22 protein-coding genes are annotated in these 21,640 nt (G+C 73.6%); 16 read left to right on the forward strand and 6 right to left on the reverse strand.

The window, feature by feature from the left end; all coding sequences use genetic code 11:
• The first annotated feature begins 65 nt into the window (after nucleotides 1–65).
• The 7 genes from ACFYU0_RS26350 to ACFYU0_RS26380 all read left to right on the forward strand — a co-directional run bounded on the left by ACFYU0_RS26350 (nucleotide 66) and on the right by ACFYU0_RS26380 (nucleotide 7,155).
• The gene (locus ACFYU0_RS26350) at nucleotides 66–1,202 is read left to right on the forward strand and encodes a ParA family protein (RefSeq protein WP_351672807.1); all 1,137 of its coding nucleotides are present in this window, start codon (nucleotides 66–68) and stop codon (nucleotides 1,200–1,202) included.
• Nucleotides 1,187–1,741, forward strand: coding sequence for a hypothetical protein (locus ACFYU0_RS26355; RefSeq protein WP_389304585.1), 555 nt, complete (start codon nucleotides 1,187–1,189; stop codon nucleotides 1,739–1,741). The genes ACFYU0_RS26350 and ACFYU0_RS26355 overlap by 16 nt, the downstream gene beginning before the upstream one ends.
• 749 nt (nucleotides 1,742–2,490) lie before the next feature.
• Entirely contained in the window at nucleotides 2,491–3,567 is a 1,077-nt protein-coding gene (locus tag ACFYU0_RS26360; RefSeq protein WP_389304812.1) for a segregation and condensation protein A, read from the forward strand.
• Nucleotides 3,568–3,617: 50 nt separating this feature from the next.
• Complete coding sequence (gene scpB / locus ACFYU0_RS26365) at nucleotides 3,618–4,274, forward strand: SMC-Scp complex subunit ScpB (RefSeq protein ID WP_389304813.1); 657 nt, start codon at nucleotides 3,618–3,620, stop codon at nucleotides 4,272–4,274.
• 13 nt (nucleotides 4,275–4,287) lie between these two features.
• Nucleotides 4,288–5,352 carry a pseudouridine synthase gene (locus ACFYU0_RS26370; RefSeq protein WP_351672801.1) on the forward strand — a complete coding sequence of 355 codons (1,065 nt, stop codon included), beginning with the start codon at nucleotides 4,288–4,290 and terminating at the stop codon, nucleotides 5,350–5,352.
• Between the two features lie 55 nt (nucleotides 5,353–5,407).
• On the forward strand, nucleotides 5,408–6,136 hold the full coding sequence (locus tag ACFYU0_RS26375; protein ID WP_389304587.1) for an NUDIX domain-containing protein: 729 nt from the start codon (nucleotides 5,408–5,410) through the stop codon (nucleotides 6,134–6,136).
• Nucleotides 6,133–7,155, forward strand: a complete 1,023-nt coding sequence (locus ACFYU0_RS26380) for an ADP-ribosylglycohydrolase family protein (protein WP_389304589.1) — start codon at nucleotides 6,133–6,135, stop codon at nucleotides 7,153–7,155. The genes ACFYU0_RS26375 and ACFYU0_RS26380 overlap by 4 nt, the downstream gene beginning before the upstream one ends.
• Here ACFYU0_RS26380 and ACFYU0_RS26385 read toward each other — a convergent pair.
• On the reverse strand, nucleotides 7,152–7,865 hold the full coding sequence (locus tag ACFYU0_RS26385) for a DNA polymerase beta superfamily protein (protein ID WP_351672795.1): 714 nt from the start codon (nucleotides 7,863–7,865) through the stop codon (nucleotides 7,152–7,154). The two genes, ACFYU0_RS26380 and ACFYU0_RS26385, sit on opposite strands and share 4 nt — an antisense overlap.
• A 21-nt stretch (nucleotides 7,866–7,886) precedes the next feature.
• Nucleotides 7,887–8,285 (reverse strand): Rieske (2Fe-2S) protein, encoded by a 399-nt coding sequence (locus tag ACFYU0_RS26390; RefSeq protein WP_351672794.1) that lies wholly within the window; start codon nucleotides 8,283–8,285, stop codon nucleotides 7,887–7,889.
• A gap of 231 nt (nucleotides 8,286–8,516) precedes the next feature.
• On the opposite strand from ACFYU0_RS26390, the gene aroH reads away from it, so the two are divergent.
• The 5 genes from aroH (at nucleotide 8,517) to der (ending at nucleotide 12,952) form a co-directional block, all read left to right on the forward strand.
• Nucleotides 8,517–8,879 (forward strand): chorismate mutase, encoded by a 363-nt coding sequence (aroH, locus tag ACFYU0_RS26395; RefSeq protein ID WP_351672792.1) that lies wholly within the window; start codon nucleotides 8,517–8,519, stop codon nucleotides 8,877–8,879.
• Nucleotides 8,876–9,961 carry a prephenate dehydrogenase gene (locus tag ACFYU0_RS26400; RefSeq protein WP_351672790.1) on the forward strand — a complete coding sequence of 362 codons (1,086 nt, stop codon included), beginning with the start codon at nucleotides 8,876–8,878 and terminating at the stop codon, nucleotides 9,959–9,961. Before aroH ends, ACFYU0_RS26400 begins: the two co-directional genes overlap by 4 nt.
• Before the next feature lie 102 nt (nucleotides 9,962–10,063).
• The gene (gene cmk / locus ACFYU0_RS26405) at nucleotides 10,064–10,756 is read left to right on the forward strand and encodes a (d)CMP kinase (RefSeq protein ID WP_351672788.1); all 693 of its coding nucleotides are present in this window, start codon (nucleotides 10,064–10,066) and stop codon (nucleotides 10,754–10,756) included.
• A gap of 53 nt (nucleotides 10,757–10,809) precedes the next feature.
• Nucleotides 10,810–11,397: a lysophospholipid acyltransferase family protein gene (locus ACFYU0_RS26410; protein WP_389304814.1), complete on the forward strand. Its 588-nt coding sequence runs from the start codon at nucleotides 10,810–10,812 to the stop codon at nucleotides 11,395–11,397.
• Between the two features lie 76 nt (nucleotides 11,398–11,473).
• Nucleotides 11,474–12,952 (forward strand): ribosome biogenesis GTPase Der, encoded by a 1,479-nt coding sequence (gene der, locus ACFYU0_RS26415; RefSeq protein WP_389304591.1) that lies wholly within the window; start codon nucleotides 11,474–11,476, stop codon nucleotides 12,950–12,952.
• A 66-nt stretch (nucleotides 12,953–13,018) separates the two neighbouring features.
• Here der and ACFYU0_RS26420 read toward each other — a convergent pair whose 3' ends face one another.
• Entirely contained in the window at nucleotides 13,019–13,408 is a 390-nt protein-coding gene (locus tag ACFYU0_RS26420) for a hypothetical protein (RefSeq protein ID WP_351672784.1), read from the reverse strand.
• An 80-nt stretch (nucleotides 13,409–13,488) separates the two neighbouring features.
• Nucleotides 13,489–14,274, reverse strand: coding sequence for a hypothetical protein (locus ACFYU0_RS26425; RefSeq protein WP_351672782.1), 786 nt, complete (start codon nucleotides 14,272–14,274; stop codon nucleotides 13,489–13,491).
• Between the two features lie 537 nt (nucleotides 14,275–14,811).
• Between ACFYU0_RS26425 and ACFYU0_RS26430 the strand changes: the two genes are divergently transcribed.
• From ACFYU0_RS26430 to ACFYU0_RS26440, 3 genes are all read left to right on the forward strand, one after another.
• Entirely contained in the window at nucleotides 14,812–15,462 is a 651-nt protein-coding gene (locus ACFYU0_RS26430) for a transglycosylase family protein (RefSeq protein WP_389304593.1), read from the forward strand.
• Nucleotides 15,463–15,535: 73 nt separating this feature from the next.
• A complete protein-coding gene (locus tag ACFYU0_RS26435; RefSeq protein WP_351672778.1) occupies nucleotides 15,536–16,537 on the forward strand; it encodes a YafY family protein in 1,002 nt (333 codons plus the stop codon).
• Between the two features lie 297 nt (nucleotides 16,538–16,834).
• A complete protein-coding gene (locus tag ACFYU0_RS26440) occupies nucleotides 16,835–17,050 on the forward strand; it encodes an I78 family peptidase inhibitor (protein ID WP_351672776.1) in 216 nt (71 codons plus the stop codon).
• Between the two features lie 106 nt (nucleotides 17,051–17,156).
• On the opposite strand, the gene ACFYU0_RS26445 is transcribed toward ACFYU0_RS26440, so the two are convergent.
• Together ACFYU0_RS26445 and ACFYU0_RS26450 are read right to left on the reverse strand one after the other, a co-directional pair.
• Complete coding sequence (locus tag ACFYU0_RS26445; RefSeq protein ID WP_389304595.1) at nucleotides 17,157–18,179, reverse strand: phosphatase PAP2 family protein; 1,023 nt, start codon at nucleotides 18,177–18,179, stop codon at nucleotides 17,157–17,159.
• Between the two features lie 235 nt (nucleotides 18,180–18,414).
• Nucleotides 18,415–19,731, reverse strand: a complete 1,317-nt coding sequence (locus ACFYU0_RS26450) for a hypothetical protein (protein ID WP_389304597.1) — start codon at nucleotides 19,729–19,731, stop codon at nucleotides 18,415–18,417.
• Nucleotides 19,732–19,989: 258 nt separating this feature from the next.
• On the opposite strand from ACFYU0_RS26450, the gene ACFYU0_RS26455 reads away from it, so the two are divergent.
• On the forward strand, nucleotides 19,990–21,618 hold the full coding sequence (locus ACFYU0_RS26455; RefSeq protein WP_389304599.1) for an MFS transporter: 1,629 nt from the start codon (nucleotides 19,990–19,992) through the stop codon (nucleotides 21,616–21,618).
• The last annotated feature ends 22 nt before the right edge of the window (nucleotides 21,619–21,640 follow it).

Here is a 21,640-nt window from a genome sequence, read left to right on the forward strand (position 1 = left end):
TCACCAAGGAGGTAAGACGACTTGTGAATGAGTCGACATTTACTCCCGGGGGTGGTCAACCAGGAATGCCGGTACGGGGCCAGGCCGGTTCCGCGGGATCCGAGGCTGTCGGCTCCGTCGCTGTGCGCACCTTCGCAGCCCACCAGACTCCGGGTCCGCAGGCGGTCCGGACAGCACACCACAGCATGGATGGCCATCACGTGAACGCCATGGCCGGCGACGGAAGTGGCGCGCCCCACAACCAACTCGCCGACTACGACGAACTGCCCGAGGGGCACTTCTACGACCCCGACGCCGAGTACGAGCCCGATCCCGAGTACGCCGCCACGCTCGCGCCCGACGCGGCCCGCCAGCGCCGTGAGCGCATCGGTCCGACCGGACGCCCGCTGCCGTACTTCCCGATCCCCGGCCCGCTGACCGACCACGGCCCCGCGAAGATCATCGCGATGTGCAACCAGAAGGGCGGCGTCGGCAAGACCACGTCGACCATCAACCTGGGTGCCGCGCTCGCGGAGTACGGCCGGCGCGTGCTGCTCGTGGACTTCGACCCGCAGGGCGCGCTGTCGGTGGGTCTCGGCGTCAACCCCATGGAGCTCGACCTCACCGTCTACAACCTGCTCATGGAGCGGGGCATGTCGGCGGACGAGGTCCTGCTGAAGACGGCGGTCCCCAACATGGACCTGCTGCCCTCCAACATCGACCTGTCGGCCGCGGAGGTCCAGCTCGTCTCCGAGGTCGCGCGCGAGTCGACCCTGCAGCGGGCGCTCAAGCCGTTGATGGACGACTACGACTACATCGTGATCGACTGCCAGCCCTCGCTCGGCCTGCTCACGGTCAACGCGCTGACGGCCGCCCACAAGGTGATCGTTCCGCTGGAGTGCGAGTTCTTCGCGCTGCGCGGCGTGGCCCTGCTGACCGAGACCATCGAGAAGGTCCAGGAGCGGCTCAACCCCGACCTGGAGCTCGACGGCATCCTCGCCACGATGTACGACTCGCGCACGGTGCACAGCCGTGAGGTGCTCGCGCGCGTGGTCGAGGCGTTCGACGACCACGTCTACCACACGGTCATCGGCCGCACGGTCCGCTTCCCGGAGACCACGGTCGCCGGTGAGCCGATCACCACGTACGCCTCCAACTCCGTCGGCGCCGCCGCCTACCGCCAGCTCGCCAGGGAGGTGCTCGCCCGGTGTCACGCCGAGTGAGTCTGCCCGGGGCCGACGAACTGTTCCGTACGACGGGGGGGATGGCGCTCCAGCCGTCCACGCCCCGGCGCGGGGCCAACGGCGAGGCCCGGGTGCCGGCTCCCGCGGGGGAGAGCGACGACACGGCCGCCGAGGACGCGCCGGCCTCGGTGCCCGTCCAGGGCGGTGACGGAGAGGGCGCGGAGCACGCCGCGGCGGACGCGGAACCGGCCGGGACCGGCGAGTCGCGCACCCGGCCGTCCCGGCGCCCGGCGCCACCGGAGGGCGCCGCGGACGCCGCGGCCGCGCAGCCGCGCAAGCGCGGGCGGGCGGCGAACCGGCGGCCCAGCGGGCGCGAACGGCACGACGAGAAGATCACGGTGTACGTCTCCGCCGAGGAACTGATGGACCTCGAGCACGCGCGACTGGTCCTGCGGGGCGAGCACGGCCTCGCCGTGGACCGCGGCCGCATCGTCCGCGAGGCGGTCGCCGTGGTCCTGGCGGACCTGGAGTCCCGAGGGGACGCGAGCATCCTGGTGCGGCGGCTGCGGGGTCGGTAGTCGGCCGGGCGGGCGTCAGGCGATAGCCTGCGACGGCCATGACCCCGAACGACGCCCCCGCCTCCGGCCCCGGTGCCGGCCGCAGACGTGCGCTGGGCCGCGGACCGGGCGCAGCCCCCATGCCCCCGCACAAGGCGTCACCTGAGCCCGCCCCGGAACCGCCGGCCGCCGACGAGCACCACCCGGCCGAGCCGCAGGCCCCGGGCGCGACCGAATCCGGCGCGTCCGCGCCGAACCCCCCGGCCGAGAGCCCCGACGTCCCGCCGGCGAAAACGGAAGCCGAGACGTCGACCGAGCCGCCGGTGCCGGGCGATGCCCGGCCGGAGCCGCTCACCCGGCCTGAGCCCGCCGCGCCCGGACCCCAGGGCGGTCCCTCTCCGTCGGCAGCCGCAGCCGAGGTGTGGCCCGGTGCCGGGACGGCGTCCGGGGGCGGCCCGGCGACGGCGGAGGATGCCCGACCGGAGCCGCTTACCGGGCCCGAGCCCGGCGCGCCCGGACCGGCTGCCAGGAGCGGGCTCGTTCCGCCGGCGAAAACCGGAGCCGGGGCAGCGGCCGAGCCGCAACCGGTGGCCGGCGGGAAGCCGTCCTCCGTAACCGGCGCGGAAGTGCGGCCCGGCGCTGCGGCGGAGGCCGCAGGCGGGCCGGCGGTGTCACGCGCCGCCCGGCCGGAATCGCTTGCCGGGCCGGGGCTCGGCGCGTCCGGATCTGCTGCCCGGGGCGGGCTTGCCGCGCCGCCCGGGTCGACACCGCTGGCCGGGAGCGAGCCGTCCGCGGTTCATGCGGAAGAGCGGCCCGGCGCCGGGACGGTGACCTCGGGCGGGCCCCAGCCGCTCGCCGGATCCGAGCCCGCGCCCGGACCGGCCCGATGGAGCGCGCTCGCTTCGGCGGCTGGATCCGGGGCCGAGGCGCCGGCCGAGCCGGAACCGGTGGCCGGGGGCGAGGCGTCGGCGGGGATGGAGTCCGGAGCCCGGGAGCCGGAGCGGGGTGGGGCGTCGGGAGCCGGTGAGGCGGCCGACGGCGGTGTCTTCAAGGTCCGGCTGGCCAACTTCGAGGGGCCGTTCGATCTGCTGCTCCAGCTCATCTCCAAGCACAAGCTGGACGTCACCGAGGTCGCGCTGTCCAAGGTCACCGACGAGTTCATGGCCCACATCCGGGCCATGGGCCCCGACTGGGACCTGGACCAGACGACCGAGTTCCTCGTCGTGGCCGCCACGCTGCTCGACCTCAAGGCCGCCCGGCTGCTGCCCGCCGCCCAGGTCGAGGACGAGGCCGACCTCGCGCTGCTGGAGGCCCGGGACCTGCTGTTCGCGCGGCTGCTGCAGTACCGCGCCTACAAGCGGATCGCCGACATCTTCAACGAGCGCCTGGACGAGGAGGCCCGCCGCCACCCCCGTACCGTCGGCCTCGAACCCCAGCACGCCGAGCTGCTGCCCGAGGTCGTCATCAGCATCGGCCCCGAGGGGTTCGCGCAGCTCGCCGTCAAGGCGATGCAGCCGAAGGCCAAGCCGCAGGTCTACGTCGACCACATCCACGCCCCGCTGGTCAGCGTGCAGGAGCAGGCGGGCATCGTGGTGGCGCGGCTCAGGGAACTGGGCGAGACCAGCTTCCGGACGCTGGTCGAGGACACCGACGACACCCTCACCGTCGTGGCCCGCTTCCTGGCGCTGCTGGAGCTGTACCGGGAGAAGGCCGTGGCGCTGGAGCAGGAGGCCGCCCTCGGCGAGCTGCTGGTGCGCTGGACCGGCGGGGACACGGACGCGGCACCGATGGTCACCGACGAGTTCGACCGGCCGCCCGAGGAGCCCAAGGAGGAGAAGAAGGCGTGAGCGAGACCACCGAGGCACCCACGGACCTCACCGAGGCACCCACGAACCGCGTGCAGGCGACCGCCGCGGCCGCCGACGCCCCCGCGGACCCGCGCGCCGTCGCCGGGCTGGAACTCAAGCCCGCCCTCGAAGCGGTCCTCATGGTCGTGGACGAGCCCGCCACCGAGGAGCACCTGGCCCGCATCCTCGAGCGGCCCAGGCGCCAGATCGCGGACGCCCTGCGCGAGCTGGCCGACGACTACACCGTGCAGGGCCGCGGCTTCGAGCTGCGGTTCGTCGCGGGCGGCTGGCGCTTCTACACCCGCGCCGAGTACGCGCCCGCCGTGGAGCGGCTGGTCCTGGACGGCCAGACGGCCCGTCTCACGCAGGCCGCGCTGGAGACCCTCGCGGTCGTCGCCTACCGCCAGCCGGTCAGCCGCAGCCGCGTCTCCGCCGTGCGCGGAGTGAACTGCGACGGCGTCATGCGCACCCTCCTGCAGCGCGGTCTGGTCGAGGAGGCGGGCACGGAACCCGAAACAGGTGCGATCCTGTACAGGACGACGAACTACTTCCTGGAGCGGATGGGCCTGCGCGGCCTGGACGAACTGCCGGAGCTCGCGCCCTTCCTCCCGGAGGCGGAGGCGATCGAGGCCGAGACCCAGGAGGGAGTCCCGTCGTTCGACCCGGACGCGCCCGACGCGCCCGGCGGCCAGGACGCAGACGACTAAGACGGAAACCTTGATGCGAAGCAGCGGCAGCGGCAAGAGCGGCGGGCGCGGTAACTACCGCGGTGCCGGCAACGACAGGGACCAGAAGCAGGGGCAGGGCCGGCCCCGCAAGCCCCGCCCCGAGGAGCGCCGCTACGACGTGGGCCCCGGGGCCACCCAGGACGGCCCCAAGTCCGGGCGCGGCGGCTCCGCGCGCGGCGGCGCCAAGGGCGGCCCGAAGCAGTCCCAGCAGCGCGGCGGCCGTACGGCCCCGGCGCGCTCGCGCGAGTACGAGACGCGGGTCGAGGAGCGCAACCGGGAGCGGTACGCGGGCAAGAAGGACGTCAAGCTGCCCAAGACCTTCCCCGGCGCCGAGCAGGAGGGCGAGCGGCTGCAGAAGGTGCTCGCGCGCGCCGGCTACGGCTCACGCCGCGCCTGCGAGGAGCTGATCGAGCAGGCCCGGGTCGAGATCAACGGCGAGATCGTGCTGGAGCAGGGCCGCCGGGTGGACCCGGAGAAGGACGAGGTCAAGGTCGACGGCCTGACCGTCGCCACGCAGTCGTACCAGTTCTTCTCGCTCAACAAGCCCGCCGGCGTCGTCTCCACCATGGAGGACCCGGAGGGCCGCCAGTGCCTCGGTGACTACGTCACCAACCGCGAGACCCGGCTCTTCCACGTCGGACGGCTCGACACCGAGACCGAGGGCGTCATCCTGCTCACCAACCACGGCGAGCTGGCGCACCGTCTGACCCACCCGAAGTACGGCGTGAAGAAGACGTACCTCGCGGCCATCGTCGGCCCCATCCCGCGCGACCTGGGCAAGCGCCTGAAGGACGGCATCCAGCTCGAGGACGGCTACGCGCGCGCCGACCACTTCCGGGTGGTCGAGCAGACCGGCAAGAACTACCTGGTCGAGGTGACCCTGCACGAGGGCCGCAAGCACATCGTGCGCCGCATGCTCGCCGAGGCCGGCTTCCCGGTCGAGAAGCTGGTGCGCACCTCCTTCGGCCCGATCACCCTGGGCGACCAGAAGTCGGGCTGGCTGCGCCGCCTGTCCAACACCGAGGTCGGGATGCTCATGCAGGAGGTCGACCTCTAAAGAGGTTGTGCCCCCGGGACACCCCCTTTTATAGTCTGAGTGACTATTAAAGGGGGTGTCCGTGCTGCAGGGCTACGACAAGCACGCCTACGAGCCTTTCGCCGTCACCGTCGACCTCGCCGTCCTGACCGTCCGCGAGGGCGCGCTGCACGTGCTGCTCGTCGAGCGCGGGCAGGAGCCGTACGCCGGCCGGTGGGCGCTGCCCGGCGGCTTCCTGCTGCCCGACGAGTCCGCGGAGACGGCCGCCCGGCGCGAACTCGCCGAGGAGACCGCCCTGGACGACGTCTCCGGGCTGGACCTGGAGCAGACGCGCACCTACAGCGAGCCGGACCGCGACCCCCGGATGCGGGTCGTCTCCGTCGCGTTCACCGCGCTGCTGCCCGAACCGCCCGAGCCCCGCGGCGGCGGCGACGCGGCCCAGGCCCGCTGGCTGCCGTACGGCTCGGCGGGGCCGCTCGCCTTCGACCACGACCGCATCCTCGCCGACGCCCACGAACGCGTCGGCCACCGGCTGGAGAACACCCGCGCCGCCCTCGCCTTCTGCCCGCCCGAGTTCACCCTCGGCGAGCTGCAGCAGGTCTACGAGACGGTGTGGGGCACCGCCCTCGACCGGCCCAACTTCCGCCGCAAGGTGCTCGCCGCGCCCGGTTTCGTCGAACCCGTCCCCGGCGCCGCCCGGCTCACCGGCGGCCGCGGCAAGCCGGCCGCCCTCTACCGCGCGGGCCCGGCCACCGCCCTGCACCCGCCCCTGCTGCGACCGTCCCGGGAAGGAAACCCCGCATGACCACCACCCGTCCCGGCATCCGCGCCGCCACCGGCTCCCTCCTCGGCCTCGCCCTCGGGGACGCCCTCGGCTTCCCGACCGAGTTCAAGACCGTGCCGCTCATCCTCTCGATGTTCGGGCCCTGGCGGGAGATGGAGCTGTCGCAGCGCGCCCGCGTCTCCGACGACACCCAGATGACCCTCGCCGTCGGCCGCGGGCTCCGCACGGCCATGGAGCGCGGGGACCTCGCACCGAACCGGCTGGAGCGGCCGCTGCGCGAGGAGTTCGTGGACTGGTACCTGTCGCCGGACAACGACCGCGCCCCGGGCAACACCTGCCTGACCGCGTGCGAACTGCTCAAGGAGGAGGGCCGCGCCTGGCAGGACGCCAGCCGGGTCGGCTCCAAGGGCTGCGGCGCCAACATGCGCGTCGCCCCCATCGGCCTCGTCCCCGACCTGACCGGCGAACAGCGGTCCGGCGCGGCCCAGTTGCAGTCCGCGCTCACCCACGGACACCCCACCGCCCTGGCCGCCTCCGACCTGACCGCCCATGCCGTGCACCTGCTCGCCGGCGGCGCCGACCCGGCCGGACTCGTCGGGCGGCTCCGCAGCTACGCCTACGACAACCGCACCCGCTACGACCACACCTGGCTCGGCGACCTGTGGACCCGCTCCCAGGACCCGAGTCCCGAGCACTTCATCGCGCGCGGCTGGGACGAGTGCCTGGACGTGCTCGGCCGCCTCCAGGAGGCCGTGCGCACGGTCTCCCCGGAGACCGACCCGTGCCTGGCCACCGGTGAGGGCTGGATCGCCGAGGAGGCCCTCGCCACCGGGCTGCTGTGCTTCCTGCTCTTCCCCGACCAGCCCGTCACCGCCCTGCGCCGGGCCGCCTGCTCCTCCGGCGACTCGGACTCGATCGCCTGCCTCACCGGGGCCTTCGCGGGCGCCTGGCTCGGCGCGGACGCCTGGCCGGCCGACTGGGCCGGGCGGATCGAGTACCGGGACGACCTGCTGGCACTGGGAGCGCTCTGGGACGCCTAGGCCCCCTCGGGCTCCTCGTACGCGTCCGCCCGGCGGGCCGAGTCCCGGCGCGCCCGGAACAGGAACCCGGCCACGCGCGCGCGGTCCGGTTCGGGCGGCAGCGGGGTGCGCCGCAGAGCCTCCTCGGTCTGCGCCGCGAGCCGGGCCATGCGGGACTCGACCTCCGGCCAGGGGATTTCGCCCCGCTTGACCGCCAGCAGCGGCTCCCGCTCGTCGCCGACGTCGATCCGCAGCTCCCCGGTGCGCAGCAGGTCCCGGGCGCTCGTCAGGAGGCGCAGCAGGTGCATGGCGTGCTTCCAGCGCGGGGCGCCCGTGGTGCGGACGTCGGCGTCGAGCTTCCTGCGCTGGCCGAGGGCGTAGCCGATGAACGTGTCGTGCACCCGCCGGGACAGGAACGCGCCGCGCAGGGACAGCAGTTCGCGGCCGGTGTCGTCGACGTGCTCCACCAGCGGGGAGTGCAGGCATTCCAGGGCGTTCGGATTGCCGCGCAGCGCCAGCTCGCAGAACCGCTCCAGCTCCCAGGAGAAGCGCTCCTCGCCCGGCCCCTCCACATGGGCCGGCGGCTTCTCGAACCGCCAGAACAGGGGAGCGGGGGCGAGGAAGACGCCCCGCCGGTCGGTGTCGCTGGCCCCGGTGGCCAGACCGAACGCCCGCGAACCCATGACGCAGGCGTAGATCGTGTGGTCGCGTACCAGGTCCTCGGGCTGCATCCGCGGAGCCTACGCGGGCGCTCACGCCAGGTGGATCGAATTTCCCTCCACCTTGATCGTCTCGGCGGGCAGCGGCCGGGTCGCCGGGCCGTGTGCCACCGAGCCGTCGGTGATGTGGAACCTGCTGCCGTGGCAGGGGCAGTCGATGGTGCCGTCCGCCACCTTGCTCACCGTGCAGCCCTCGTGCGTGCAGATCGCCGAGAAGGCCTTGAAGTCGCCCTTGGACGGCTGGGTGACCACGATCTTCCGCTCCTTGAAGATCCTGCCGCCGCCTTCCGGGATGTCGCTCGTGCTCGCCAGCTCCTGGCCGCCGGGCGACGGGGAGGAGCTCTTCGAACCCCCGCCGCCGCCCCCGCAGCCGGTGGCGAGCGCCGCGGCGCCCGTCGCGAGAACCGTGCGCCGCGTCGTGCTGTAGGTCATGTCGTCACTCCGGACATCGGGAGTAGGGGAAACCGAAAGTAAGAAAAGCCGCGATCCGTGACATCTTGCCACCAAAGGCGCCCCCGCCGAAGGAGGCCGCGGGACGGGGGCCGCGGCCGTCACCGGGTCGGCCCCGCGTCTCAGCGGGCGGGCGCCGCGCGCCCGGCCGCTCGGGGCATGACTAGGCTGGACGGGCCAGGAACGAAACGCATGTCAGCAAGGAGCAGCGCCGTGGCGGTACGAGCGGTCCGGGGGGCCGTCCAGCTGGAGCGGGACGAGGCCGGGCACATGGACGAGCAGGTCGGAGCGCTGCTCACCGCGATCCTGGAGCGGAACGCGCTCACCGCCGAGGACCTGATCAGCATCTGGTTCACGGCCACCCCCGACCTGCACAGCGACTTCCCGGCCGCCGCCGCCCGCAAGCTCGGGATCGTCGACGTCCCCCTGATCTGCGCCCAGGAACTGGACATCGAGGGCGCCATGCCCCGGGTCGTCCGGGTGCTCGCGCACATCGAGTCGGACCTGCCCCGCGCCCGGATCGCCCACGTCTACCTCGGCGCCGCCGCCGCTCTGCGCAAGGACATCGCCCAGTGAGAACCGCACTCGTCATCGGCACCGGGCTCATCGGCACCTCCGCCGCGCTCGCCCTGACCCAGCGGGGCGTCGTCGTCCACCTCGCCGACCACGACCCCGCGCAGGCCCGTACGGCGGCCGCGATGGGCGCCGGCACCGACGAGGCCCCCGACGGCCCGGTGGACCTCGCCGTCGTCGCCGCCCCGCCCGCCCACGTGGCCGGCGTCCTCGCGGACGCCATGGTCCGCGGCGTCGCGCGCGGCTACGTCGACGTGGCCAGCGTCAAGGGGGGCCCGCGCCGCGAACTGGAGGCGCGCGGCCTCGACCTGTCCGCCTACATCGGCACCCACCCCATGTCCGGCCGGGAGAAGTCCGGCCCGCTGGCCGCGACCGGCGACCTGTTCGAGGGCCGCCCCTGGGTGCTCACCCCGACCCGGGACACCGACACCGAGGTCCTCAACCTCGCCCTGGAACTGGTCTCGCACTGCCGGGCCGTGCCGGTCGTCATGGACGCCGACGCCCACGACCGGGCCGTGGCCCTCGTCTCCCACATGCCCCACCTGGTCTCCAGCATGGTCGCGGCCCGCCTGGAGCACGCCGAGGAGGCGGCCGTGCGGCTGTGCGGGCAGGGCATCCGGGACGTGACCCGGATCGCCGCCTCCGATCCCGGGATGTGGATCGACATCCTCTCCGCCAACCCCGGTCCGGTCGCCGACCTGCTCGCCGAGGTCTCCGCCGACCTGGAGGAGACGGTCCGGGCCCTGCGCGCCCTGCAGTCCTCCGACGAGGACAAGCGCCGCGAGGGCGGCTCGGGCATCGAGGACGTGCTGCGCCGCGGCAACGCGGGCCAGGTGCGGGTACCCGGCAAGCACGGCAGCGCGCCGCGCGTGTACGAGACCGTCGTCGTCCTCATCGACGACCAGCCCGGCCAGCTCGCCCGCATCTTCGCGGACGCCGGACGGGCCGGGGTCAACATCGAGGACGTCCGGATCGAGCACGCGACGGGGCAGCAGGCCGGTCTCATGCAGCTCCTGGTCGAGCCCAAGGCGGCGCCCGTGCTGACGGCGGCGCTGCGCGAGCGGGGCTGGGCGCTGCGGCAGTAGGCGGGCGGGCGTCCGCCGGGGTCACCCGAACCCAGTAACCTTGTGCGGGGCGCTCTCGCGCTCCGGCCCCCCGCCCCCGCACCGCACCAGGAAGGTGTCCCCGTGGAAAACGGCGCCCCGACCGCCAAGCCCGTGATCGTCGCGATCGACGGCCCCTCCGGCACGGGCAAGTCGAGCACGTCGAAGGCCGTGGCCGCCCAGCTCGGCCTGAGCTACCTCGACACCGGCGCCCAGTACCGCGCCATCACCTGGTGGATGGTGACCAACGGCATCGACCTGGAGGACCCGACCGCCATCGCCGCCGTCGCGGGCAAGCCGGAGATCGTCTCCGGCACCGACCCGTCCGCCCCGACCATCACGGTCGACGGCGTCGACGTGGCCGCCCCGATCCGCACCCAGGAGGTCACCTCCAAGGTCAGCGCGGTCAGCGCGGTGCCCGAGGTGCGCACCCGGATCACCGAGCTGCAGCGCTCGCTTGCCGTCGGCGCCGAGCGCGGCATCGTGGTCGAGGGCCGGGACATCGGCACGACGGTGCTGCCGGACGCCGACCTGAAGATCTTCCTCACCGCCTCCCCGGAGGCCCGTGCGGCCCGCCGCAGCGGCGAGCTGAAGGACGCCGACGTGCAGGCCACCCGCGAGGCCCTGATCAAGCGGGACGCCGCCGACTCCAGCCGCAAGACCTCTCCGCTCGCCAAGGCCGGCGACGCGGTCGAGGTGGACACCACCGAGCTCACCCTCGCCCAGGTCATCGAGTGCGTCGTCACCCTGGTCGAGGAGAAGCGAGCCGGGAAGTGAGCCTTCCGTCGGAGCGGGGCGCCGAGGCCGGGCGGCGCATCGGCGTCGGCCTGATGTACGGGCTGTGGCGGCCGCGCGTGCTCGGCGCCTGGAAGCTGCCCGCGAGCGGTCCGGCGATCCTCGCCGTGAACCACTCGCACAACATCGACGGCCCGATGGTCATGGGCGTCTCGCCCCGGCCGACGCACTTCCTGATCAAGAAGGAGGCGTTCGTCGGCCCGCTGAACCTCTTCCTGACCGGCATCGGCCAGCTCAAGGTGGACCGCGCCTCCGCCGACCGCACGGCCATCACCCGGGCCCTCGGCGTGCTGGAGGCCGGGGGAGTGCTGGGCATCTTCCCGGAGGGCACCCGGGGCGAGGGCGACTTCGCCTCGCTGCGGGCCGGGCTCGCGTACTTCGCGGTGCGCAGCGGGGCGCCGATCGTGCCCGTGGCCGTACTGGGAAGCACCGAGCGGCCCGGCCGGTTGATAAAGGCGCTGCCCCCGCTGCGCTCGCGCGTCGACGTCGTCTTCGGCGACCCGTTCGACGCGGGCGACGGGTCGGGGCGGCGCACGCGCAGGGCGCTGGACGAGGCGACCGAGCGCATCCAGAAGCAGCTCACCGGCCACCTGGAAAACGCCAGGCGCCTCACCGGGCGCTGAGCCACACTTGAGTAGTGGATCAGCCCACCAGGGCCGCTCCACCGATCACCACGATGAACGACGAGGTACGGACTTCATGAACGACCAGACCCAGCCCGGCGACTCGGCTGAGCACGAGTACGACCACGGGGCTCTCGGCGACGCCGAGTACGCGGAGTTCATGGAGCTCGCCGCGGAAGAGGGCTTCGACATCGAGGACGTCGAGGGCGCCATCGAGGCGGCGGGCCACGGCCCGCTGCCCGTGCTCGCCGTCGTCGGCCGTCCCAATGTCGGCAAGTCGACCCTGGTGAACCGGATCATCGGCCGCCGCGAGGCCGTGGTCGAGGACAAGCCCGGCGTCACCCGCGACCGCGTCACCTACGAGGCGGAGTGGGCGGGCCGCCGCTTCAAGGTGGTCGACACCGGCGGCTGGGAGCAGGACGTCCTCGGCATCGACGCCTCCGTGGCCGCGCAGGCCGAGTACGCGATCGAGGCCGCCGACGCGGTCGTCTTCGTCGTGGACGCCAAGGTCGGCGCCACCGACACCGACGAGGCGGTCGTGCGCCTGCTGCGCAAGGCGGGCAAGCCCGTCGTGCTGGCCGCGAACAAGGTCGACGGGCCGAGCGGCGAGGCCGACGCCAGCTACCTCTGGTCCCTGGGCCTCGGCGAGCCGCACCCCGTCTCCGCGCTGCACGGACGCGGCACCGGCGACATGCTGGACGCCGTCCTGGAGGCGCTGCCCGAGGCGCCCGAGCAGACCTTCGGCGCCGCGGTCGGCGGCCCGCGCCGCATCGCCCTCATCGGCCGCCCCAACGTCGGCAAGTCCTCCCTGCTGAACAAGGTGGCGGGCGAGGAGCGCGTCGTCGTCAACGAGCTGGCCGGCACCACCCGCGACCCGGTCGACGAACTGATCGAGCTGGGCGGGGTGACCTGGAAGTTCGTCGACACCGCGGGCATCCGCAAGCGGGTCCACCTCCAGCAGGGCGCCGACTACTACGCCTCGCTGCGCACCGCGGCCGCCGTCGAGAAGGCGGAGGTGGCCGTCATCCTCATCGACGCCTCCGAGAACATCTCGGTCCAGGACCAGCGCATCGTCACCATGGCCGTGGAGGCGGGCCGCGCGGTCGTCCTCGCCTTCAACAAGTGGGACACCCTCGACGAGGAGCGCCGCTACTACCTGGAGCGGGAGATCGAGACCGAACTGGGCCAGGTCGCCTGGGCGCCCCGGGTCAACGTCTCGGCCCGGACCGGCCGGCACATGGAGAAGCTGGTCCCGGCGATCGAGGTCGCCCTCGACGGCTGGGAGACCCGGGTGCCCACCGGCCGGCTGAACGCCTTCCTCGGCGAGCTGGTGTCGGCCCATCCGCACCCGGTCCGGGGCGGCAAGCAGCCGCGCATCCTGTTCGGCACCCAGGCCGGCACCAAGCCGCCGCGGTTCGTCCTCTTCGCCTCCGGCTTCATCGAGGCGGGCTACCGGCGCTTCATCGAGCGCCGTCTGCGCGAGGAGTTCGGCTTCGAGGGCACCCCCCTCCACATCTCCGTGCGGGTGCGCGAGAAGCGCGGCAAGAAGAAGTGACCGGCCCCTGAGGCATGGGAAAGGGCGGCCGCCCCGGAGAACCGGGGAGCCGCCCTTTGCCATGCCTCAGGCGCCGCGCCGGGGAGCGGGCGGCAGCCCCGCCGGGACGTGGTGCATCCCGGTGTCCTGCTGCCGCCCCAGCGTGCCGACCCGCTGCCACTGCGGCTGCTGCTGACCGCCGCCCTGCCGGGCGCTGTACGCCCCCGCGCTGTAGGCGCTGTAGGAGGTCACGCGGTACGAGCCGGTGCTGTGCGGGGTGTGGCCGAAGGCGCAGAACCCCAGCTCCTCCTCGCCACTGCGATCGCCCGGCAGCGTGCGGAAGGCCTTGACCCACTCCGCGTAGAGCGAGTCGTAGATCGGCGTGGCCGATGGCGCGACCGAACCCTCCCCCGCCCGGGCGGACGGAACGGAGGCGAAGGAGGACCGGCGGGGAGGAGGGGTGTCGTATGCGTGCACGTATGTCCAAACGACCGGAATCTGAAAGGGATGCGGTCGTACGAGTCGGGGCGTGCTCCCGGCCCGCCGCCGGACGGATCTCAGGTGCCCGCGAGCGGCAGCGCCGCCGCCACCAGCTTCCCGCTCGCCGCCGCCCGGTCGAGGGAGTCGCGCAGCAGGTCCTCCCTGGGCTGCCGTCCGATGGACCCCACCGGCGCCGCGAACATCAGCACCTGCTGGTGCTTGTTGGCGGCGGCCCGCCAGCTGTCCGTCACCTGCAGCGGCTGGTGCGCCTGCCACCAGGCGACCGGCTGGCCGCCGCCCATCCCGGGCTGGAGCACCGCGTGGAGCTGGCCCATCGCGAGCAGGACCGACCAGCCGTGCAGCACCGGCGGGACCGACGCCAGCTCCATCACCGGCATGAAGCCCTGCTCGATGAGCAGCGGCAGGAAGTCGTCGCCGGCGCCGAAGGAGCCGGGGCGCACGATGGGCGCCGTCGGCTCGACGACGAGCGCGGGGTGCAACTCGCCCTCGATCAGGACCAGTCCGCTGGTCACGCCGAGCACGGCCTGCTCGGGGACGGACCGCTGCGGGCCGCCGTCCGCGGTCGGGCGGCCGCCGATGGACCGGACGGCGCCCTGCAACTGCTCCTCGGTGACCTGCACGACCTGCGAGGGCAGGCAGCCGGCGTGGGCGAAGGCGAGGACGGCGGTCTCGTCGCCGACGAACAGAACGGTGCTGGTGCGCTCCTGCTCGGAGTCGCCCGGAGTGCGGCAGGACGTGCAGTCGTAACTGCCCGGGGCGTTCTCTCCGGCGAGCAGCCGGTCGGCTTCTTCGTCGCCGATCTCGGCGCGTACTGCGTCACTGACGTCGAGCATGCGCGGCACGGTGGCTCCCTCGGGATGCGGTGCTGGGTCGGCCGGGTGGCTCCCGGCCGCTGAGCCCCGGTGCTCCGGGCTCATGAAGAAGACAACGGGCGTCCTGTGGTGGGGGTCACGCCCCCGGAGCAACGGAATCGAACCATCCACCGCACAAGGTCACCGCCGGTGCGGAACCGGGCACTCAGTGTCAAGTCCGCGTAAACGTCGGGCACTTGGATGAGTGAAGTGGGTCACGCGCCGGTCGTTCCTGTGGTCGAAAAATCAGGAAATCAAGGTACGAAAGGGCTGGCCGAAAATCGCCGGTACCTGAGGTAACCGCCAACTGGCCTGGAACGAAGGCGATTTGGTTGAAACGGGCCGTCCGGTCTCTCTAGATTCCTCCGCCGTGTGCAGACGCACCGCTCGGGTACGTCCGCCGGCCGGCAAGGCAGAGCAGGATCGCCGCACCGGCCGCGGTGGACGGGGCGGGCGCGATGAGCCGTGGTCCTGCGCGGCGAGGCGCGCTCCGTCCGGGGGAGCCCGGGTCCGTGGAGAAGGAGTCACATGTCCGACTGTGCCGACAACATCCGCCGCACCACCCGCCCCGACGGCGCCCGCAGGAGCCGTACGACAGCGGCCGCCCTGGCCGGAGCCGCGCTGCTGGCCCCGCTGGGGCTGCTGACCGCCACCGGCGACGCGACCGCCGCCGACAACGGGGTGTGGGACCGTATCGCCCAGTGCGAGAGCGGCGGCGACTGGCACATCAACACCGGCAACGGCTACTACGGCGGCCTCCAGTTCTCCGCCGGCACCTGGCGCGCGTACGGCGGCAGCGCCTACGCCCCCACGGCCGACCAGGCCTCACGCGACGCGCAGATCGCCGTCGCCACCAAGGTCCAGCAGGCCCAGGGCTGGGGTGCCTGGCCGGTCTGCTCGGGCCGGGCCGGGGCCACCGGGAACGCCCCGGCCGCCTCGGGGGCGGAAGCCAAGAGCGGCGCGACGACGAAGCCGGCGCCGGCCGCGGAACCCGAGCGCACGTCGGCCCACACCGGCCGCGGCGCGGCCCGCGGCGGCTACACCGTCCGCGAGGGCGACACCCTGAGCACCATCGCCGCCCGGCACGGCACCACCTGGCAGCGGATCTACGCCACCAACCGCGGCGTCGTCGGCGACGACCCGGACCTCATCGTGCCCGGCCGGCGCCTGGCGCTCTGAGCGAGCCGCGGCCCCGCAGCCGCTGTCCCGTCGAGGACAGCGGCTGTCCGCATCGGCTGGCACACTCGGCCCCATGTTGGAGACCTCGGCTCGACTGCTGCGTCTGCTCTCGCTGCTCCAGGCCCACCGCGAGTGGTCCGGCGCGGAACTCGCCGACCGGCTCGGCGTCACCCCGCGCACGGTCCGCCGGGACGTGGACCGGCTGCGCGAGCTGGGCTACCCGGTCAACGCCAGCCCCGGCACCGGAGGCGGCTACCAGCTCGGCGCGGGCGCCGAGCTGCCCCCGCTGCTGCTGGACGACGACGAGGCCGTCGCCGTGGCCGTCGGGTTGCGCACCGCGGCGGGACAGGGCATCGAGGGCATCGGCGAGACCTCCGTACGCGCCCTGGCCAAGCTGGAACAGGTGCTGCCGAACCGGCTGCGCCGCCGGGTGGGCGCGCTCAACGCCTTCACCGTGCCGATGCTGCAGGGCGGCCCGCCGGCCTCCCCGGTCGACCCGGCGCTGCTCACCGAGATCGCCCATCTGTGCCGGGACGCCGAGCGGCTGCGCTTCGAGTACCGCACGCACGACGGCGCCGCGAGCCGCCGGACCGTGGAGCCGCACCGGCTGGTCTGCACCGAGCGCCGCTGGTACCTGGTCGCCTGGGACGTGGACCGGGCGGACTGGCGGACCTTCCGGGTCGACCGCATCACCCCCCGGCCGCCGCACGGGCCCCGCTTCACCCCGCGGGAGCCGCCCGCCGGGGACCTCGCGGCCTATGTCTCCAAGGGCGTCTCCACGCGCGCGTACGCCGAGCGGTCCGCGGTGCGGCTGCTGGTGCCGCTGCACGAGGCGGCCGAGCGGATCTCACCGTCCGCCGGGACGCTGGAGGCCGACGGCCCGGACGCCTGCGTCCTGCGCAGCGGCGCGCCGAGCCTGGACGTGATGGTGATTCACATCATGATGACCGGCTTCCCGTTCGAGGTGCTGGAGCCCGCCGGGCTGACCGAGTCGATCAGGAGGATCCGCGACCGGCTCGACGGGGCCCTGGCCCGGTCGACGGGACCGCGGGCGGGCGGCCCGGCGAATCCATGAATTTCCCATGCGGCGTCAGCCCTCCCGGCGCCGCCCGGGATTCGGAGCGGAATCACGCCGCGGACCTGCTCCGGACGATGCCCCGGGAAGCTTTGTGCCGGACAATTCGGGAGGGTGTTCCGGCGCGCGAGAATTCTGTTCGAATACCCCGGCGAACGGCGTGGAAACCCCCGATCGTGTGACGGAGTTCGAAGAAAACCGGTCCGGGAACCTGTGACAGAAGCGTGACAGGAGGGGGCCGCGAGGCTCGCCGTCCCGGCGCTTCCGTCGCCGCCCGAAGCGGCCTAGCGTGGCCGCATGGCACCGATTCCCACTCCGCCAGCGGAGCCCCAGGACAGTCCCGACGGGTACGTCGGCCTCGAAGCCCCGAACGCCGAGCGGCTCGCCCGCCGGCGCGGGTGGTCGACGGTACGGTCACTGCCGCCGGGCACGGTCATCACCATGGAGTACCGGGTGGGCCGGCTGAACTTCGAGGTGCGGGACGGCCGGGTGGCCCGCGCCTGGAAGGGCTGACCACCCCGCCACCACGGCGAAGGCCCCGCTCCCGGACCGGGAGCGGGGCCTTCGCCGTGGCGGCGGGGGTCGGTCGTGCGTACCGGGTCCCGCCGCCTCGACGGGGTCAGCCGCCCGAGACCGGACGGGTCGGCTGGGAGGCGCCGCGCGGCAGCCGGTCGGCGTGCGGCGGCCTGCGGCTGCCCGCCGGGGTGACCGGAGTGCGCTCGGAACGCGCTGTGTGCGGGCCCGGGGCCAGATGGACCGGCGTCCGGGGCCCGCGCACCGACGCCACCGGCTCACGGGCCGGAGCGGGCTGCTCGGCGGGCGCGGTGCGCGGCTTGAGCACCACCGGGACCGGCACGGCCGGCGCGGGAGCGGTACGGCCGCGGCGGGCGCGCCAGCGGTCGCGCAGGTCGAAGATCGCGGTCTCGGTGCGGGCGATCACGGGTTCGCACCACGGCAGCGCGAGCAGGATCAGCAGGCCGGCGGCCCAGCCCAGCAGCACGTCGCTCAGCCAGTGCGTACCGAGGTAGACGGTGGCCATCCCGACGCCCAGCGAGGTCACGGCCGAGATCGCGGACAGCCAGCGGCGCGCGGTCGGGGTGGAGGCCAGATAGGCGAGGATTCCCCAGGTCACCACGGCGTTCGCGGTGTGGCCGCTGGGAAATATATCGCCGCCGAGACCCATCTCGTTCGAGCCGATCACGGTGGCGTAGTGCGGGCCGAGCCGGCCCATGCCGTACTTGGCGGCGCCGACCGTGATGTTGAGCAGCAGCAGCGAGGCGCCGAGGGTCAGCAGCGGGCGGAGCGTGTGCTGCCGCCAGGAGCGCCAGCCCAGCCAGGCGGCGACCATCACGGCGGTGGGGCCGCGCTGGCCGAGCACCACGTAGTAGTCGACGAACCAGTGGATCTCCGACCACTGCTGGTACGGCCGGAAGAACATGACCTGCCAGTCGAGCCGGACCAGCCAGGAGGTGATCACCACGGCCCAGACGATCGCCAGGTAGAAGGCGAGGGTCGCGGTGAACAGCACGACCCGGTGCCGGCTCATCCGCGGCACGTCGAGGTGGGCCGGCCGTTCCGGCTCACGGTCCAGCCTGGCGAACACCCGGTCCAGACGCCGGGTGAGGTTTAGTTCGGTACGCACCCGATCGACGTTACAGTGAGTGCGCTCTGTTCCCGGTCGAAACAGCGGCTTTGTGATGACGATGTGATGTGGGAAACCTCTCAGGAGCCGCCGAATTCCAAGGATTCCGCAATCCGGTGAACCTGCTTCCTGCAATTCTTTGATCATTCCGGGCGGCGGTTATATGGCCCTTATGAATTCGTTCACCGAATCATGGCGTGGAATTCAGGGTGTGCTCATCGGCCGCCGGGGCCGATCACGGCGGACCGGAGCCGTTCAGCCAGAACGCCCCGTACACCGCCGCCGCCACCGCCAGGCCCGCCGTGACCAGGGCCGATCGTGAGGTCCGGGATCGGGCCAGGGCGCGGGCGAGCGGAAACAGCAGCGGGAAGGCCGGCATCAGCAGCCGCGGCTTAGACCCGAAGTAGCTCGACGCGCACAGGGCGAGGGCGAGCACGACCCCCGTGTACACCAGCAGCGGGAGGGGCTGGCGCTGCCGTACGCCGGTCACGTAGAGCAGGACAAGCAGGGCCACCCCGACGATCAGGCCCGCGCCGGCGAGGGCCGCCGGGAACGACGTGAACTTGGCGGTGACGAAGCGGGCGAAGGCGTAGCCGCCGTCGAACCCGTTGCGCCAGCCGGCCTGCACGTCCAGATAGCCGAGCGGCCCCCCGCCGGTGCGGTGGCCGACCCACAGCACGTAGCCGGCCGCGCCCAGCGGGGCGACGAGCAGCCCGAGAACGCGGCGCCAAGCGGGCGCGAGGGGAGCGCGAGGGGTGCGGGACGGAGCGCGTGTCGCATCCCGCGCGCTGTCCGGCGTGGAGTGCGCGCACGCCGGCCCGTCCGCGCCGCCGGTGTGCGCCACGCGCCCGGCGTGCACCCCGGCCGCCGGTTCAGGAGCACGGCCGCCGGCCAGTGCGTCGCGCGCGCCCCGCTCGCGCAGGAAGGCGAGCACGCCCGCCGCCCACACCGCCGCGACGACCGCCAGCCCGACCGGCCGGGTGAGCCCCGCCAGCGCCGCCAGCACACCCGCCGTCACCCACCGTCCGGTCAGCACGGCGTACAGCGACCAGGCGGCCAGCGCCGTGAACAGCGACTCGCTGTACGCCATCGACTGCACGATCCCCACCGGCAGCACCGCCCACAGCAGCACCGCGCACACCCCCGCCCGGGGCCCGTACACCCACTCCGCGACCGCGAAGATCCCCCCGGCCGCGGCCAGCGAGGCGAGCAGCGACACCACCAGACCGGCGTGCGCGTACGACAGCGGCGTGACGCCGTGCAGCAGCCGCTCCAGCCAGGGCAGCAGCGGGAAGAAGGCGAGGTTCGAGTGGACGTCGCCGTTCGGCAGGCGCACCTCGTAGCCGTAACCCAGTCCGGCCACCCGGGAGTACCAGAGGGAGTCCCAGCGCGCCCCCAGCAGGGTGAGCGCGCTGCTGCCGCGCGCGGCGCTCCACGCGGCCAGCACGAGCAGGCCGAGGACACGGACGGCCGCGTACCCGAGGAGGGCCGGGGCCGCCCGGCGCGGGAGGGTGCCGCGGGCCGGGGCCGCGCGCGTCGCAAGGTCGGTCACGGGCCCGATTATCGACCGGGTCCGGAACCGGTCCGCCCGCCGGGCGCTCCCACGTCGTACGAGGTGGCGTACGCCACACGGGTTCGGTCCCGCGTGTGAGAGGTCCGCCACGTGTGCCCACGACGGACTCGCGTACGCTGGCGAGTCACCCGCGTGGGTTTGCGCGGGCCGGAGACCCCGCTCCTCTCCGGCCGTACGACGGAGAGTCCCCACTCCGCCGATCCGCCGCACGCGAGGGATCATCTGGGAGGTACGTACATGTCCGGGACGACCACGGCTGCCGCTCCGCCGCGCCGTCGGGAGGCCGGGACCGGTGCCGGTGCCAACCGCTGGGTCGTCCTGGTCGTCCTCTGTCTCAGTCTGCTGCTCGTCGCCCTCGACGCGACCGTGCTGCACGTGGCGGTCCCCGCCGTCACCGAGGACCTCAGACCGGGCGCCGTGGAGCTGCTCTGGATCGTCGACGTCTACCCGCTGGTCTGCGCCTCGCTGCTGATCCTCTTCGGCACGCTCGGCGACCGGATCGGACGCAGACGCGTGCTGCTCCTCGGCTACGCCCTGTTCGGCGTCGCCTCCGCGGTGGCCGCCTTCGCGCCGAGCGCCGAGACGCTGATCCTCGCCCGCGCGCTGCTCGGTGTCGGCGGCGCGATGATCATGCCCGCGACCCTGTCGATCCTCCGCCAGGTCTTCCCCGACCGGCGCGAACGCGCGCTGGCCATCGGCGTCTGGAGCGCGGTCGCCGCCGTCGGCGCGGCCGTCGGCCCGCTGCTCGGCGGCTTCCTGCTGGAGCACTTCTGGTGGGGCTCGGTCTTCCTGGTCAACATCCCGCTGATGCTGGTCAGCCTGCCCATCGGGCGCATGCTGCTACCCGAGTCCCGGGGCGAGGGAGAAGGCCCCTGGGACGTCACGGGCGCGCTGATGGCGGCGGCCGGCCTGTTCGGCGTCGTCCTCGGCGTGAAGCGGCTCGGCGGCGGCGAGTCCGCCGCGAGCCCGTTCACCGTGGCCCCGCTGCTGCTCGGCGCGGCGCTGCTGTACCTCTTCGTCCGGCGCCAGGGGCGCCGGACCCACCCGCTGGTCGACCTGCGGATGTTCCGGCGGCCGGCCTTCAGCACCTCGGTGGGCTGCATCGTGCTCGCCATGCTCGCGCTGGTCGGCCTGGAGCTGATCGCGGCGCAGTACCTGCAACTCGTGCTGGGTCTGTCGCCGCTGCGGACGGGGCTGCGGCTGCTGCCCCTGACGGTCGCGGCGATGGCGGCGGGCCTCGCGGGCGCCCGGATGCTGCGCCGGTTCGGACCCCGGCGGATGGTCGGCGCCGGCTTCTGCCTCACCGCGGCCGCGGTGGCGACCCTGACCGCGATGGGCGGCGAGGACAACGCGCGGCTGCTGCTCTGCGGCTTCGTACTGCTCGGCTTCGGCCTGGAGACCACCCTCTTCGGCGCCTACGAGTCGATGCTCAGCGAGGCCCCGGCCGAGCAGGCCGGCGGGGCTGCGGCGATCGGCGAGACCTCGTACCAGCTCGGCGCCGGCATCGGGATCGCGCTGCTCGGCAGCGTGATGAACAAGGCCTACGCGCCGGGCCTCGCCGCGGTGCCGGGCGTCCCCCCGGACGCCTCACGCGCGGCCGGCCACTCGCTCGGCGAGGCCTACGAGATCGCCGGGCGTCTGGGCGGGCCGGCCGGCGAGGCCCTGCGCCGGGCCGCCCGGGACTCCTTCGTGCACGGGCTGCACGTGACCCTGCTGGTCAGCGCCGGGCTGCTGCTGCTGGGCGCGATGATGGCGCTGCGGCTGCCGCGGATCATGCAGTGCGGTGAGCAGGGCGCGGACGAGACCCCCGCGGTGGGCGCGGTGCCCTCCCCGAGGGAGCCGCAGCAGCCGAAGGTGTCGGCCTGACCCCCGCTCTGGACGTGCGGGA

The sequence above is a fragment of the Streptomyces sp. NPDC003720 genome (assembly GCF_042875075.1).
In the GTDB taxonomy this organism is placed as follows: Bacteria; Actinomycetota; Actinomycetes; order Streptomycetales; family Streptomycetaceae; genus Streptomyces.